This window comes from Parapedobacter sp. (assembly GCF_053550995.1).
Window position 1 is genome coordinate 13,102 of the sequence record NZ_JBMQOC010000002.1, and the last position, 15,452, is coordinate 28,553.

Genomic DNA, 15,452 nt, shown 5'->3' on the forward strand with positions numbered 1-15,452 from the left:
ATACAAAAACAACGATTCCATGTCATACCGAATAGAACACGATACCATGGGCGAGGTGCAGGTACCTGCCGACAAGTACTGGGGCGCACAAACGGAGCGTTCCCGCAACAACTTCAAGATAGGCCCCGCGGCTTCCATGCCCACGGAAATCATCGAAGCGTTTGCTTACCTCAAAAAAGCCGCCGCTTACACTAATGTGGATGCGGGGATACTGCCGGCAGAAAAGCGCAATCTCATCGCCCAAGTATGTGATGAGATACTCGCGGGCCAATTGGCCGAACAATTCCCTTTGGTCATCTGGCAAACCGGATCGGGCACGCAATCCAATATGAATGTCAACGAAGTGGTTTCCAACCGCGCCCACGTGCTGCAAGGCCACCAATTGGGTGAAGGAAAAGCATTCATCCATCCCAACGACGATGTCAATAAGTCGCAATCGTCAAACGATACATACCCCACAGCCATGCACATCGCGGCGTATAAGCGCCTGGTGGAAACCACCATACCGGGTGTTGAAAAATTGCGCGACACGCTGAAAGCCAAATCCGACGCTTTCGCCCAGGTGGTCAAAATCGGCCGTACGCATTTGATGGACGCTACGCCACTTACCCTCGGACAGGAGTTTTCGGGTTATGTAGCCCAGCTTGATTATGGGCTCAAAGCACTCCGCAATACCATGGCCCATCTTTCCGAACTTGCCCTTGGCGGTACCGCCGTGGGTACGGGAATCAACACCCCGAAGGGATATGCGGAAAACGTAGCCAAGTATATCGCTGATTTTACGGGTTTGCCGTTCCGTACCGCACCCAACAAATTCGAAGCATTGGCTTCGCACGACGCCATTGTGGAAAGCCATGGAGCACTGAAACAATTAGCCGTATCGCTTCATAAAATTGCCAATGACATCCGCATGCTGGCATCCGGTCCGCGGTCTGGTATCGGCGAGATCATCATTCCGGAAAACGAGCCGGGCTCGTCCATTATGCCGGGAAAAGTAAACCCAACACAATGCGAAGCCCTGACGATGGTAGCCGCACAGGTCATCGGCAATGATGTAACCATCGCATTCGGCGGCGCCAACGGGCATTACGAATTGAACGTGTTCAAACCCGTTATGGCAGCCAATTTCCTGCAATCCGCCCGGCTTATTGGCGATGCCTGCGTTTCATTCAACGATCACTGTGCTATCGGCATCGAACCCAACCGCGATGGCATTAGGAAGCATCTTGAAAACTCATTGATGCTCGTAACGGCGCTCAACCCGCATATCGGTTATGAGAACGCTGCTAAAATTGCCAAAAAAGCACACAAAGAAAACACCTCATTGCGCGAAGCGGCATTGGCCCTCGAGTTATTGACCAACGAGCAGTTTGATGAGTGGGTGCGGCCCGAAGACATGATCGGAGGGCTGAAATAGGTGAAGTGGCTCGTTCCGGCTGGGATGCTTTTTTTGTTGGTAGGTGGCTGCCGCTTCAACCCGGATATCCAATATCGCGGTGCCGATTACCTTCAAGGGGTATGGGTGCAAGACAGCATTCGCATGCAAGAAGCGCTTCTCCAATATACACTGCACGAACTGAAATTCACCTGCGATTCCATCTACGCCACCATGCACGTCACGTCCAAGGTTAGGAACATCGCGGATTCTTGTTATAGCGGCGGCCAGTGGACTGAATATGCCAAAGGGATTTATGTGGTACGGGGCGACAGCCTGATCGTGGACGGGCTGTATACGAAACCGGACGGACGCCAGAAAATATCCGGCTGTTATCGAATTGGGCAATACCTTCCAAGATTCAAGATTGTGGGGTATAGTGCCGATTCGTTGATGCTCGAGAGCCGTTACGACCCGCGGCCGCTACGCCTACGTAAAACGGCCGATATTACCTGCATACCCAAAAAACGCTGGGAATAAAGAAGGGGACGACATAAAAAAAGCGCCCCGACATATGTCGGGGCACTTCTTGATTTACAATCAACTCAAACTATATTCATTAAAATGGCAAATCATCATCTTTCCCATCATCGGCAGAGATATCGACCGTGGGAGGAGTAGCAGCCTGCGGGGGAGCGCCACCTGGTTGCCCGGCCTGTACGGGCTCGGCGGTCACTTTAGCCACCCGCCATGCAACCAACGAATTGAAATAGCTGGTTACCCCATCCTTATTCGTCCACGGGCGACCACGAAGGTTGAACGACACTTCCACCTCATCGCCTACGCTCAAACTGTCAAACAACGCCGTCCGGTCCTGGGTCGCTTCGAAACGGATATATTCAACGAATTGGGGATTTTCCGCATACTGCACAATTAAATCTCGCTTCTTGAACGTATCTGTCACTTGCTGCACGTCACCAATTTCGTGTACTTTTCCTCGTATTTCCATTACTTCTTTCTTTTTGCCAAAACCTACCAAAACGGTAACATTGGTTAGGTTTCGTCGTTCCGGTTACTACAATTACATGTTCTTAATGAAATGGTAAAATTACATATTTTTTACTTACCATAAAAAGAGCTTGCTTAAAATTCAACTAATATTTTTTTTATACCTCTTTTTGGCTGCATCTTCGTTAAATTTCTCGCGATGGGCTTCCGGCTATCCCTACGAAATTTGCCTCGACTCGCTTAAAAATAGCCTATAAAAAAATTTACAATATGAATTTAAGCAAGCTCTAAGTACCTTTGCCAAAATCTTATGGAAGTTTTCAACACCCCAAGTAAAATCATCATTACCTGCAATAGAAAGCTCTCGCCCTATTTGCAGGCGGAAGTAAGGGAATTGGGATTCGACGTCAAACGTTGCTTTGCCACAGGCGTAGAACTCGCTGCCACGCTCAACGACTGCATCAGGTTGAACCTCAATCTGCATTGTGCCAGCCAAGTGCTTTACTCCTTGGCGGCGTTTCCCGCTCGTAATCCCCATGAGCTTTACGAAGCACTATCGGCAATTGCATGGGAAGAGCTCATCGCATTTGATGGTTACGTTTCAGTGACCTCCAATGTAAATAATCCGACCATTACCACCCCTCTATTCGCCAACCTGAAGGTAAAGGATGCAATTGCCGACCGTATCAAAGCCAAGAAAGGACTCCGGCCGGATAGTGGGCCAGACCAGCATAAAACCGTGGTACACCTTTATTGGCAGGATAACGAGGCCGAAATTTATCTCGATACTTCGGGGGAAACGCTGGCCAAGCATGGCTACCGTAAACATCCCGGAAAAGCCCCTATGCTGGAAGCCTTGGCCGCCGGCGTGGTATATGCCACCGCATGGGACGGCCAGTCGCCTTTCGTAAACCCCATGTGTGGGTCGGGCACGCTGGCTATCGAAGCCGCCCTCATCGCCACCAACCGCAAACCCGGCCTATTCCGGATGAACTATGCGTTCATGCACATCTTGGGGTATGATGAACAGGTGTTTTTTGCCGAAAGACGGCGACTGAAAGAACAGGTCAACAAAAAACCGACGGCAACGATCGTTGCCTCCGACCTGTCGCGGGAGGCCGTGGAAATTGCCCGGGCCAACGCCAAAACTGCAGGGGTAGACCAGCTGATTGACTTCCATGTATGTGATTTTGCAGATACGCCGCTGCCGGACGGATCGGGCGTGGTCGTATTCAACCCCGAGTATGGCGAACGGATGGGCACACACACCAAACTGGAAGCCACCTATAGCCGTATCGGTGATTTCCTTAAACAGCGGTGCCACGGAAAACGCGGCTATGTGTTTACCGGCAATCCCGATCTGGCCAAGAAAATCGGCCTCCACACGTCGCGGAGAGTGGAGTTTTACAATGGCAAGCTAGACTGTCGCCTGCTCGAATACGAAATCTATGCGGGAAGTCGCAGGCCCCGTAATGAAAACGCCAATTGATGCAAGCACATATTGATAAGACCGCCGACTTCGTACGCCAGCAGCTTGCACAAGCCGAGGCCGGCCACGACTGGTGGCATATCCTACGGGTATGGAACCAGGTAAAACTGCTGTTGCAACAGGAACAGGCCGACCGCTTGGTCTGCGAGCTGGCTGCATTGTTACACGATATTGCCGACAGTAAATTCCATGATGGCGACGAAACCATCGGTCCGCGGATTGCGGGCGAATTTCTAACCAGTATACGTGTCGAACCCCGGGTTGTGGCACATGTACAGCAAATCATCACCAATCTCTCTTACAAAACCAACCTAGGGGCTGTATCTTTTCATTCCAGAGAACTCGAAATCGTTCAGGATGCCGATCGATTGGACGCAATCGGTGCAATTGGCATTGCACGTGCTTTCCACTACGGTGGATTTAAGAACCGGGCGTTATACAATCCCGCAATCTTGCCGAACCCCGACCAAGGTAAGGAGGCTTACAAAAACAGCACAGCACCGACCATCAACCATTTTTATGAAAAACTGCTGCTACTGAAAGACAAAATGAATACCCCTACCGCGAAACGGATAGCCGAAGAGCGGCATCGATTCATGGAACAATACCTTGAACAGTTTTACAAGGAGTGGGGAACAACAGCCCCATAAAAATTATACGTACCCCCCCGTCACCATCATCGCCGCATCCCGGGCAACGCGCTGGTTATATTCGTCAGTCATGCTCTTGTGGTTGATCAGGTCAACGATGGTACCTATCCAGCAGAAGCCCAGTGTAAGGAAATAGATAATGCCCATTGCCACCTGGTTGATCACAAAACGTTGGATACCGGCAAAGCCAAGGAAACCCAATAGCGTAAACAGCAGGATATCTTGCGCGTTTTTACGTTTGTTATCATAGATGAACACGAAATGCTTTGTTTGTTCTTCGGTAAACGTCTTGGTCGTGTGCTCCAAGAACATCAATTCTTCGGGAGAGATACCCCTGATTGTCATCAGTATATTACGGTTGCTCATGTTGATATGTATTAGTCCAATTATTATATGTCTGTCTTGATAAGCTATAAATGCGGTGTACGATGACAAAAAACGCCGGGATCCCCAGCCAATGCATCTGAATCGACTCCTGCCATTGCCCGTGCAACAATAGCGCGATGGAACGCCCCAAACCACATCCCGGGCACCATACCACCCCTAGGTTATCCAAGGGACACAACGAAAAATGATGTACGTGCGGATTCGAAAAATAAAGCAAGGACATCGCCGATACCCAGCACATCCATTCGATGGGCAATTTTGAAAACGAGTACTTGCCGTACATTTCCATTAGGATGCATATTAAGCCATAAAGTTACAATAGATTTCCAAATTATCGCCAACCCGATTTCACGCCGTTGATAAAATGTTTACCTTTAACCCGACTAATCACGTTGATTAGCACCATCCAATTTTATAAAAAGTAAAGCATGAGACCCCTTATCCGTATTTTCTGCACATTAATCGTATGTACTATGTGGCACGTAACTTCAGCCCAATCCGTAACTCAGGTCATTGCACACCGCGGGGCGTGGAAAGTGGACAGCTTGCCCCAAAATTCCATCGCATCGTTGCACCGTGCCATTGAGCTGGGATGTGCAGGCACTGAGTTTGACGTACATCTTACAAAAGACGGCGTACTGGTAGTGAACCACGACAATGATTTCTATGGCATCGATATCGGCACCGCAACATACGCCGAATTGCTGACGAAAAAACATCCCAATGGCGAATCTATCCCCACGGCAGAGGCTTACCTCCGCGAGGGGATGAAACAGAAAAAAACAAAACTCATCTACGAATTGAAAACGTCCAAATTGGGGAAAGAACGTACCTTACATGCTGCCGACCTGTCCGTCGAGCTCGTCAAACGTTTGGGAGCAGAGGCGATGGTTGAATATATCGCATTTGACTATGATGCTTGTAAGCGCATCGTGGAGCTCGATCCAAAAGCGAAGGTATACTACCTTAATGGTAATATAGCCCCGGAACAAGCCAAGCAGGATGGTTTTACGGGCCTGGATTATAATTTCAAGAAATTCAAGGAAAATCCAACCTGGATAAAAGAGGCACACGATCTCGGCCTCGCTATCAACGTATGGACGGTGAACACCGAAGAAGACATGCGCTCATTATTGGATCAACAGGTAGAATTTATCACCACGGATCAGCCCGCCTTGTTGATTGATGTTATCAAGCAATTCAAAAAGGAAAACAAAAAGCAAAAAAGAAGACGGAATACGGAGTAAGCATTAAAGAATAAAGATTAAGGATCAAAGTGCATATGAACAGAATTCCTTTTATCATCGCCTTCCTCGTTATCGGGTTGGCTAACGCTGTTGCCCAGCAGTTTAACGTGGCCACGTATAATATCAGGTATGATGCGCCCAGCGACACGGGCAACCTTTGGAAAGACCGGTCGCCGCATCTGGCACAGCTCATCCAATTTCACGGTTTCGATATCTTCGGCACACAGGAAGGCCTCAAACATCAACTCGAGGACCTTTCTTCCATGCTCCCGGGTTACGAATACATCGGTGTGGGCCGTGATGACGGCAAAGAAGGGGGTGAACATTGCGCCATCTTCTTCCGTTCAGACCGATTTGAGACATTGAAGAAAGGGAATTTTTGGCTTTCCGAAAACACCGAAACCCCCAATAAGGGATGGGATGCCGCGCTACCACGCATCTGCACGTGGGGGCTGTTCAAGGATAGACAAACCGGATTCGAGTTTTTTCTGTTCAATGCGCATTTTGACCACGTCGGTGTGGAAGCCCGTAGGGAAAGTGCCAAACTGATCATTGAAAAAGCGCATGCATTGGGTGCCGGCATACCGATGGTCATTATGGGCGACTTCAACGTAGACCAGCACAACGAAAGTTATCAAGTGCTCAATGAGGGTGGCGAAGTAACGGACGCTTATGAACTTGCCGAATTGAGGTATGCACCCAGCGCAACGTTCAACGGCTTCAACGTAAAGCGGAAGGGCAACGGTCGCATTGACCATATCTTCCTTTCCAAGCCGTTTCGAGTAATCCGGTATGGCATCCTTACGGATAGTTACGAAGGGAAAACCCCTTCCGACCATTTTCCGGTGATGGCCACTGTACGCTACGAATAAGCTTAACTTACCAACGTAAAATATCATTCCATGAAGGGGTTAAAAATACTTTCACTGGCATCTTGCTTACTATTGTTCTCACAATGCGATACGCTTAGCCAGTTGTCTACCGATAGTGGCTCAGCACCGACAACGTCCGGCAGCACATCATCATCCGTCAGTTCCAGTGAGGCCGCTTCCGGTATCAAACAGGCTTTAAGCCAAGGTTTGGACCGCAGTATCAAATCATTGTCCGTTACCGATGGTTTCCTGGGCAACGCTGCGGTGAAAATACTCATGCCACCCGAAGCCCAGAAAATAGAGAACGCACTCCGGACAGTTGGATTAGGATCGCTCTGCGATAGGCTCATCCAAAGCCTCAACCGCGCTGCCGAAAGTGCCGTGGATGAGGCGGCACCCGTATTTGTGTCGGCGCTTTCCAAATTGACCGTCCGCGATGCGACCAACATCCTTCTCAGTGGCCAGCAGGATGCCGCCACCCAATTTTTCAAACGAACCACCGCCGACGAATTGGGCAAGCGGTTCAGTCCGATCGTAGAGGGTGCCCTCGGCAAACACCATGTGGCGCAATATTGGGCCGCAGCGGTGTCGCAGTACAACGAACTTCCATTGGTCAATGAAAAAATAGAAACCGATTTAACGAAATACGTTACCGGCAAAGCGATAGATGGTCTCTTCCTTCAGGTAGCTCAGGAAGAGCTGAAGATACGCGATAACTTGGGCGGTGCCCGGACCACGCCCTTATTACAGAAGGTGTTTGGCTACGCTGATAAGCAAAAAAAATAATTTCCATGTTGTGAAGATATTTCTTGTTCCAGTCGACTTTTCCGACGTGTCGTATACCGCAGCCCAATATGCGATTGACATGGCCGGCCATCTTCGGGCGAGAAATGTCATTTTTTATCATTCTTATGCCAACCGACCGGCAGATGGTTTTGAGGAACGTGAGGGGTACCGGTTGTCTACCCTTCGTCACCTGGAAAAAATGGCAGCAAAGCTACGGGTACCCGCAACGTTGTCTGAAGATGGTTTCGTGTTTCTTTCGGATGACAAACCCGTAGGGCTAGGAGTAAAAGCCATTGTAGACCAATATGCCGTATCGCTGATTGTCATGGGCATCGCCGGTCTCTCCGATATTGAAAATACACTGATTGGCCATAACACCCTGGCCGTGGCCGAAGCCGGCGTAGCACCCTTGCTCATTGTTCCCCGAGATTGCCGTTTCAAACCTATCCACTATGTCGTATACGCCACAGACCTGAGGGATGTGCAGCGTATTACCCCCGTCAAAAGCATTCTCCAATTAATCAGTCGATTAGCGGCTTCGTTGCATGTCGTTCATGTGGACCCCGCTACACGCGGCCAAACACCCGGCAAGCTAAAAAGTAAAAACGAGCTGATCGGGATGCTCAGTGTAGTGGACCCCGTATTTGAAGTGGTGGGCGAGGCACGCGATAAGGCAGATGGTATCTTCGAATACGTGAAAGCAAATCAGATCGACCTTATCCTTATGGCATCGCGGAATTACGGCTTCTTCGAACGGCTTTTCCACAGCAGCGTCAGCAAAAAGCTGCTCAATATTGCCGACGTGCCTGTGGTCTTGCTGAAAAACAATGCCGTAGGATAGCCAAACCAATCCGGCGTAACGGTGTTTATGCATTGGAGAACACGCAACATGCAACTCGGTTATAGTTGCATACACGCACAACTTTAGCTAAGTTTGAATATGCTTACCATCTTAACCCAGCGGAACAGCATTGCTAATCATTTCCTCGCCGAGTTACGGAATGTTGAGGTGCAACGAGACCGAATGCGTTTCCGGCGGAACCTGGAACGCTTGGGGGAAATTTTTGCTTACGAAATCAGCAAAACTTTTATTTATGAGCCCGCGGAAGTAGAAACACCCTTGGGCATCGCAGAAACCGCCCTCCTTGCCGAACAACCCGTATTGGCTACGATCCTACGAGCGGGTGTAGCCATGCACCAAGGGATGTTGAACGTATTCGACCAAGCCGAAAGCACGTTCATCGGGGCTTACCGAAAAACCAAAAAAAGCGGAGCTTTCGAAATCCGCAAAGAATACGTCAGCAGCGTCGACCTTAATAACCGTATCGTCATCCTTGTGGATCCCATGCTTGCTACGGGCCGGACCATGGTGCTTACCTGCAAAGAGCTGCTTGACGATTTCAACATCAAATCACTCATTATCGTTTCGGCCATCGCCAGCGAGGAAGGCATCACGCATATACAAGCTTTCCTACCCCACGCGCAATTGTGGATTGGCGACGTGGACAGTGAGCTCACCAGCAAAGCCTATATCGTGCCGGGGCTGGGCGATGCCGGCGATTTGGCTTACGGGGCACAGGAGTAGTTTTTTAACTGTTAAAAACTACTTCATTGTTCATAAAAACTTCACATCAAGTTATTGGTATTAAGGCGCTTTTATCTTTACCTTTAACTCGCTGCAATAGCGTTCTTTTCCGTATCGTTCAAAAAAACCAATTTTATGACTTGGAAAAAATTCAGTGGCGAACCCATACGCCAGCCCATTCTTGACGAAGTATCCACCACCATCGCCCGGGAGTATACCTTGGGTAACAAACTCAAAGTCTGCATCGGCACCGACTCACAAGTTAAATGTGGCACAACCGAATTCGCCACCGTCATCGTCTTTGTCCGAGAAGGCAAGGGAGGGTTCATGTACATCCACCAAGACCGCACCCGATTAAAAATGAGTATCAAGGAACGCATGCTTGCCGAAGTGCAACGTTCCATAGAGGTTGCGTATGCTCTCTGCGATTTGCTTGATCGATACCATGTAGACCTCGAAGTCCATGCCGATATCAACACCAACCCCATGTTTAAGTCAAACCAAGCCCTGCATGACGCCATGGGATACATCCTCAGCATGGGTTTTGTGTTCAAGGCGAAGCCCGAGGCGTTTGCGAGCTCGGCTTGTGCGAACAAGATCGTGCAATAGCTTTTAGAAATTTACAGTGGCCTGATTCTTATATTTCTGAATTTCACAACAGAACCGTGCCCTAGAAATGCGATATGGCCGGTTTTATTGAAAACAGCTTTGGAATAACTATCCGGAGGCATATTTTTCACGGCTTCTTTTAGGTTCGTCTTTAAAATGACCTGACCATTTATCCTAACCGTTATGCGATCTCCTTTCGCGATCACTTCCTGTGTATTCCATTCACCAGGCTGCTTCAGATATCCTCTTTTTGCGGGAGAAATGCCATATACAGACCCATGATATTGATAGGGCTTCAAGTCCTTATATTGTGGGTCTTCATTATCCAAAATCTGTAATTCCATACCACTGTACCCTTTATCATTGGGTACGATATCGTGCCGGATCCCCAAGCCATTGTTGGCGCCGGGGGTCAGTAAGAACTCGAAACGGAGTACGAAATCACTGAATTGGTCTTTACTGTATAAATTTCCACCCATCTCTTGTGCAGGTCGCATAACAATGCACCCATCTTCCAGTACATATTCTCGGGTATTTCCCTCCCAAGCGTCCATATTGGTGCCGTCAAAAAGGACCAAAAACCCTTTTTCATTTTTCTTCGATTGGGCACATGCTTCCCCGGCCAGCGTAAGGAAGGAAAGGGCAAGCACCAAACTGATCATTTTGCGTATCATAAAAAGTGACATTATTGATTTTATACTAAACAACTTGGCGCTTTACCTGGCTTTCGAAACTCAATAATGCCGCAGCCGATGCCTCGACGCCGAACTCCACCATCGCTATATTCTTTCCATCACCACGTACCGCACCAAAGAAATTCTGGAAATGAAGGAAATGCGCATCAGGAAAATCAGGTTTGGCCAAGAAAACGTATTCTGTGTCGGATATTTTTTTAATCTCGCCAAACCCTCCCACTTGCCTAAGCGTACGCTCCAGGCCTTTAATTTCCGTTTCTTTTATTGTCTTTACCGTAACGGCATCCCAGGTGACGCGCATGCTCCCTTTATTCCCGATGATTTCGAAGTTGGTACTTCCCCATTCCTTGGAGATACCATCTACAATATTCGCACCTAAGGACATCTTGAAATGAGCCGTTTTCGCCTCATTTTCATAATCGAACAACGAATAAATAACATCCGGTGTGTCACGGCTACCGTCGTTATAATACAGTATGTCCCCGTCTGAATATACTTTTTTGGGTCTTGAACAGCCGGTAATGAAGTGGATGCTGGCGATTACATGCACAAATAAATCTCCTGCCAGTCCGGTACCGTAATCACCCCAGTTGCGCCATGCAAAAAAACGCTGGGGAGTGAACGGCACTTTGGGTGCGCGACCTAAAAACTGGTCCCACCAGATATTTTCGGGTGTGGCCTCTGCCGGGGGACGGAAGCCATTTAATGGGGAAGGCGCCGCGGAAAACCGGGCATCTACGAAGTTGATTTTGCCGATGATGTTTGATTCGATTAGAGCCTTTGCTAAATGGGTGCCCACCGCTGATACGCCCTGGGTTCCCATCTGAAAAATCTTGCCGCGTTCTTTTTGGGCTTTGGTCTATGCTCTTCCTTCAGATCTTTTATGGACAATTGGCTTTTCGCAGTATACGTGCTTTCCTTTTTTGAGTGCCTCAACAGCAATTTTCTGATGCCAGTGATCGGGGGTTGCAATGATTACGGCATCGATCTGATCGTCGTCCAGAATCTGCCTGTAATCTTTCTCCAACCGAATATGCTGCCCCCACTGCTTTCTAGCTTCTTCCAATCGCGGTGCATAGATATCGCAGACCGAAGCCAGCTCAACTCCCGGAACCCGGATCGCTGTGTTGGTGTCCGCTGTTCCCATGCCCCCCTTCCCGATTAATGCCAATTTAATAATTGATTGCGGTTCATTGACAAGAGAGAAAAAGGAAGGGCTAACTGCTAAACCCGTTCCCCCAACGGCGACACTGTTGATAAATGATCGTCTATTCATAATAGGAAAATGGAATGACTACATAATTGTTCACAGGATGAATGTTGTTAATCGATACTTGATCGATTTCCAACGCCACCATGTATTGCCCATACGCCACACCTTCGTCGACAAGTCTCTCTTTGAAAACCTGGAAACTCAGGGCCGCATAGTCCGTCCCCCTGGGTATGGTGGGATTTTCTTCGACTTGGTAAATGGATTCGGGCAACGATTTATAGTCTGTTCCATGTTCCTCGTTATACTGCCCAATCAATTCCACCTGATTTTTAGCCGTGCCGACCGTAAAATTTACATCTTGATTATTTGGGTAATTCAACTCCACTTTCAAATAATACCAAAGATGGGATGAACTGGCCGACGTAATGGTATTGATGTCGGACAGAAAACCAGCGGCTGCAAACTGGATATAGGGATCTAACACGTTGGGAACAATGATTGTATGCATGTTCTGCGGATCATTTTCCAGCGGGTCCAGAACCGTTATGGTACACGGAATGGCAAAACGGGCGTCAGGATCGTTGTCCATCTCTTGGTTATATTTTTCACTGTCAAATAGGAGTTCAAAAGCAGCATCGTAAGTACCTGGTTCCATATCAATGGACGAGGTTTTAAGTTGGTATACTGCCGGATCCATCATTTTGTATGTGGTTCCATTGGCCTGGTTATACGCATTTAATAGATCGGGATCGACGTTTAGACTCAATTGTACGGCACGTTGCCCAGCGCCCGACTTAATGACATGGATCGGAATACTTGGCTGCTCAAAATTGAAAACATTCACTTCATTTAATCCTTCTTTCAGCAGATACACCTCATCATTCACCATATTATTAAGCATGGTGTTTTCGCAGGATAAACATAAGCTTATAACGATTGCGCTTATCAATACTCTGATAGACTGTTTTATTTTCATCGTATTAAATTTGTTCTTTATTGGTGATGAAGCTTTCATGATTCTTCACAAATATTCACTTAATGGGTATTCAGGAGCTCGCAAGCTCGGTTTAATAATTCCACTGTGTGGTTTTGAAAATCATGACGGTTTCATGTTTATAATTCCCGCTTAATTTACCATCCGTAATTCTGCGTAATGTTCCGCATCTCACTCAGCTGATCCTGATGAATCGGGAAGAAATAATGCTTTGGTTGGAACACCCGATTTCCCGGAAAAACGGATGTTGTGCGCGACCACGAGCCCTCATACGTTGTAGACGTCAGGTTACGGGTATAATAAGGCCCGTTCATTTCTTCTTCCGCCAACATCCACGTACGCAAATCGTGATATCGGTGCCCTTCAAAAGCCAATTCAACCATCCGCTCTTTCCTGATCAACTCCCGCAACAGTTCCTGGTTACCGATCACTTCGGGATAAGCGACTTCCAGGTCGTTCAAACCCGAGCGTCTCCTGATGAGGTTGACGTAAGTTAACGCCTCGGCTTCCTCACGGTTGGGTTTCTCGTTGCAGGCCTCCGCATAATCCAAATAAATTTCACCTAGCCGATAATAAGGCCACGCAAACTGCCCCCACTGCCCCTGTTCGATATCGTTGGTCGGGTCGCTCATTCTACGCCATAGATAGCCGGATTTCACACAATCGCCCGTTTGGGTATAGGATGATGTACCACCTGTATAAAAAGTAACAAGCTTCTCCCCGTGAAAGGTGTTGATCCAATACATACCGTTTGCTAAAATAGACGCATAAAAACGAGCGTCTCGTCCCACCACGCTGTTATGCGCTTTGATAGGCGCAAAATTATCCAATGGATGTATGAAATTTTCGGTGAACCCTGTTTCTTGGTAACCTGATTTCGAATCGATAACCGGTGTACCGTCCGGCCCATATCCCGTAATCGGAAAGCGGCCGGACGCAGCCATTGGATAAGTATCCACTAATTTCAATGAGGGGGCAAACCCACCGTATCCTTCCTTTACCACACGGGGCGGAGCCGCACGCACGTTGTAATCAAACCCACTGTTTATCCATCTGCCCCAAATAATCTCCGAGTTCCATTTATCGAAATAGATACCCATGTATGATTTAATGGCTTTCCTAAACGGATCGGCCTCCGTATTGTCTTCGTATAAGGTATACTGGTTCAAATCAATTACGTCCTTCGCCGCTTTTGCAGCCAACTCCCATTTATCGGGATCCGGAGCCTGCGGGAACAGAAACTCGCCATTTCTATTCTTCATTCCCCGGTACAGTTCCGTACCATTAAACAATGGCCTCGCCATATAGAGCAATAGCTCAGCTTTAGCCGCCATGGCGGCTCCTTTGGTGACCCGCCCTAGCCACGCTTGATCTGTGATCTGGGCGGGTAATACCGCAATGCTTTTGTCAAACTCCGACACGATAAAGTCGACATTAACCGCCAGAGGGTGACGGTCAACGGAGTCGGAAGGAATGAGTATGTCCGCGTCCTGATCCCCCCAGATATACACGGGCCCGTATCGGCGTAATAGGCAGAAATAAAAATATGCACGCAAAAAACGAGCCTCGGCCTTCATTACGTCCTTGGACTGCTGGTTCAGCTCCCCATTTTTGTCAACGTTATTCATGAAAATGGTCGCCTGATTTATTCCACGATAATTATGCTCCCAAATTTGGTAGTCGCCGGTCGTTGGTCCCCAGGATCCGATATTTATATTAAGCCAGGGAACCCAAGCTAACCAGGAAAATAGCGCTTCATCACTTAGCGGTACCATCCCCCCTTCCCCACCGATCATGTCATTCTCGTTCGGGAGAAATCCGTAAATCTGCGCCAAATATGCTTCTGTTGTTTGTCGCTTATCGAAAACTTCCTCCAGGCTCATCTGGTTCTGAAGTTCCACATCCAGGTATTTCTCGCAGGAACCAAGTATCCCGATTGATACCACTCCTAAAACTAAATATGTGTATATTTTCATCTTGCTTACAATATGATATTCAACCCAAAATTCAATATGCGCATCTGTGGGTAAACGCCTCCATACGAAGTATCTAACTCCGGATCCCACAATTTAAAACTACTGAAGGTCAACACATTCTGTCCTTGCACGTAAAAGCGTACCGTGGAGAGGTTTACGGGGCTTATCCAGCTTTTCGGCAAGGAATATCCCAGTTCGACATTCTTCAGTCGGATAAAACTCATGTCCCGTTGCCAGAATGTAGAGGGTTGGCGATTGTTGCTATTTTCTATCATGGACAATCTAGGGTAAGTTGCGCCGGGATCTGGATTTCGGGCAGACCATCGGTTATCTGCAACATCCGAATAGATTTGGCCGTAGACGAGGATATTGCCACTTTGGCCGTAGAGTGGCCCGCCGCCGATAATGCGGGTCACGTTGCCAACACCATGAAAAAATGCAGAGACGTCAAACCCCTTATACGACATGCTGGCACCAAACCCATAGTTCAATTCGGGTATATGGGCATCACCGATGGCTATTTGATCGTAGGAATCGATCACGCCGTCGCCATTGATATCCTTGTA

At 48.2% G+C, this 15,452-nt stretch carries 18 protein-coding genes and 1 pseudogene; 10 read left to right on the top strand and 9 right to left on the bottom strand.

The genetic code is table 11. The features are described 5' to 3' along the window. Positions 1 to 19: 19 nt before the first annotated feature. Positions 20 to 1,417, top strand: coding sequence for a class II fumarate hydratase (gene fumC / locus ACO1NT_RS00145; protein WP_449046269.1), 1,398 nt, complete (start codon positions 20 to 22; stop codon positions 1,415 to 1,417). Further along, on the top strand, positions 1,418 to 1,915 hold the full coding sequence (locus ACO1NT_RS00150; RefSeq protein WP_449046270.1) for a fumarate hydratase: 498 nt from the start codon (positions 1,418 to 1,420) through the stop codon (positions 1,913 to 1,915). 79 nt (positions 1,916 to 1,994) lie between these two features. On the opposite strand, the gene ACO1NT_RS00155 is transcribed toward ACO1NT_RS00150, so the two are convergent. After that, positions 1,995 to 2,384, bottom strand: coding sequence for a DUF3127 domain-containing protein (locus tag ACO1NT_RS00155; RefSeq protein WP_449046271.1), 390 nt, complete (start codon positions 2,382 to 2,384; stop codon positions 1,995 to 1,997). Between the two features lie 309 nt (positions 2,385 to 2,693). Between ACO1NT_RS00155 and ACO1NT_RS00160 the strand changes: the two genes are divergently transcribed. Together ACO1NT_RS00160 and ACO1NT_RS00165 are read left to right on the top strand one after the other, a co-directional pair. After that, the gene (locus ACO1NT_RS00160) at positions 2,694 to 3,872 is read left to right on the top strand and encodes a THUMP domain-containing class I SAM-dependent RNA methyltransferase (protein ID WP_449046272.1); all 1,179 of its coding nucleotides are present in this window, start codon (positions 2,694 to 2,696) and stop codon (positions 3,870 to 3,872) included. Next, on the top strand, positions 3,872 to 4,522 hold the full coding sequence (locus ACO1NT_RS00165; RefSeq protein ID WP_449046273.1) for an HD domain-containing protein: 651 nt from the start codon (positions 3,872 to 3,874) through the stop codon (positions 4,520 to 4,522). Before ACO1NT_RS00160 ends, ACO1NT_RS00165 begins: the two co-directional genes overlap by 1 nt. A 3-nt stretch (positions 4,523 to 4,525) precedes the next feature. Here ACO1NT_RS00165 and ACO1NT_RS00170 read toward each other — a convergent pair whose 3' ends face one another. Continuing rightward, complete coding sequence (locus ACO1NT_RS00170; RefSeq protein WP_449046274.1) at positions 4,526 to 4,888, bottom strand: TM2 domain-containing protein; 363 nt, start codon at positions 4,886 to 4,888, stop codon at positions 4,526 to 4,528. After that, the gene (locus ACO1NT_RS00175; RefSeq protein WP_449046275.1) at positions 4,875 to 5,198 is read right to left on the bottom strand and encodes a DUF2752 domain-containing protein; all 324 of its coding nucleotides are present in this window, start codon (positions 5,196 to 5,198) and stop codon (positions 4,875 to 4,877) included. Before ACO1NT_RS00175 ends, ACO1NT_RS00170 begins: the two co-directional genes overlap by 14 nt. 184 nt (positions 5,199 to 5,382) lie before the next feature. On the opposite strand from ACO1NT_RS00175, the gene ACO1NT_RS00180 reads away from it, so the two are divergent. The 6 genes from ACO1NT_RS00180 (at position 5,383) to ACO1NT_RS00205 (ending at position 10,008) form a co-directional block, all read left to right on the top strand. Then, positions 5,383 to 6,156 carry a glycerophosphodiester phosphodiesterase gene (locus tag ACO1NT_RS00180; RefSeq protein WP_449046276.1) on the top strand — a complete coding sequence of 258 codons (774 nt, stop codon included), beginning with the start codon at positions 5,383 to 5,385 and terminating at the stop codon, positions 6,154 to 6,156. A 35-nt stretch (positions 6,157 to 6,191) separates the two neighbouring features. Next, positions 6,192 to 7,028 (top strand): endonuclease/exonuclease/phosphatase family protein, encoded by an 837-nt coding sequence (locus ACO1NT_RS00185; protein WP_449046277.1) that lies wholly within the window; start codon positions 6,192 to 6,194, stop codon positions 7,026 to 7,028. A gap of 30 nt (positions 7,029 to 7,058) precedes the next feature. Next, a complete protein-coding gene (locus ACO1NT_RS00190) occupies positions 7,059 to 7,814 on the top strand; it encodes a DUF4197 domain-containing protein (RefSeq protein WP_449046278.1) in 756 nt (251 codons plus the stop codon). Positions 7,815 to 7,824: 10 nt separating this feature from the next. Further along, complete coding sequence (locus ACO1NT_RS00195) at positions 7,825 to 8,655, top strand: universal stress protein (RefSeq protein ID WP_449046279.1); 831 nt, start codon at positions 7,825 to 7,827, stop codon at positions 8,653 to 8,655. 99 nt (positions 8,656 to 8,754) lie between these two features. Beyond that, positions 8,755 to 9,399: a uracil phosphoribosyltransferase gene (upp, locus tag ACO1NT_RS00200; RefSeq protein WP_449046280.1), complete on the top strand. Its 645-nt coding sequence runs from the start codon at positions 8,755 to 8,757 to the stop codon at positions 9,397 to 9,399. 135 nt (positions 9,400 to 9,534) lie between these two features. Further along, positions 9,535 to 10,008 (top strand): ribonuclease H-like YkuK family protein, encoded by a 474-nt coding sequence (locus ACO1NT_RS00205; RefSeq protein WP_449046282.1) that lies wholly within the window; start codon positions 9,535 to 9,537, stop codon positions 10,006 to 10,008. A gap of 11 nt (positions 10,009 to 10,019) precedes the next feature. Here the strand turns inward: ACO1NT_RS00205 and ACO1NT_RS00210 are convergent, their stop codons facing one another. The 6 genes and pseudogenes from ACO1NT_RS00210 to ACO1NT_RS00235 all read right to left on the bottom strand — a co-directional run. After that, positions 10,020 to 10,682 carry a 3-keto-disaccharide hydrolase gene (locus tag ACO1NT_RS00210; protein WP_449046283.1) on the bottom strand — a complete coding sequence of 221 codons (663 nt, stop codon included), beginning with the start codon at positions 10,680 to 10,682 and terminating at the stop codon, positions 10,020 to 10,022. A 25-nt stretch (positions 10,683 to 10,707) separates the two neighbouring features. Next, the gene (locus ACO1NT_RS00215; RefSeq protein WP_449046284.1) at positions 10,708 to 11,526 is read right to left on the bottom strand and encodes a Gfo/Idh/MocA family protein; all 819 of its coding nucleotides are present in this window, start codon (positions 11,524 to 11,526) and stop codon (positions 10,708 to 10,710) included. A 36-nt stretch (positions 11,527 to 11,562) separates the two neighbouring features. After that, the gene (locus ACO1NT_RS00220; protein ID WP_449046285.1) at positions 11,563 to 11,979 is read right to left on the bottom strand and encodes a Gfo/Idh/MocA family protein; all 417 of its coding nucleotides are present in this window, start codon (positions 11,977 to 11,979) and stop codon (positions 11,563 to 11,565) included. Next, positions 11,972 to 12,817: a DUF1735 domain-containing protein gene (locus ACO1NT_RS00225; RefSeq protein ID WP_449046287.1), complete on the bottom strand. Its 846-nt coding sequence runs from the start codon at positions 12,815 to 12,817 to the stop codon at positions 11,972 to 11,974. The genes ACO1NT_RS00220 and ACO1NT_RS00225 overlap by 8 nt, the downstream gene beginning before the upstream one ends. Positions 12,818 to 13,047: 230 nt before the next feature. Continuing rightward, positions 13,048 to 14,886, bottom strand: a complete 1,839-nt coding sequence (locus ACO1NT_RS00230) for a RagB/SusD family nutrient uptake outer membrane protein (RefSeq protein WP_449046288.1) — start codon at positions 14,884 to 14,886, stop codon at positions 13,048 to 13,050. 5 nt (positions 14,887 to 14,891) lie between these two features. Continuing rightward, positions 14,892 to 15,452: pseudogene (locus ACO1NT_RS00235) on the bottom strand (SusC/RagA family TonB-linked outer membrane protein); the annotation flags it as partial.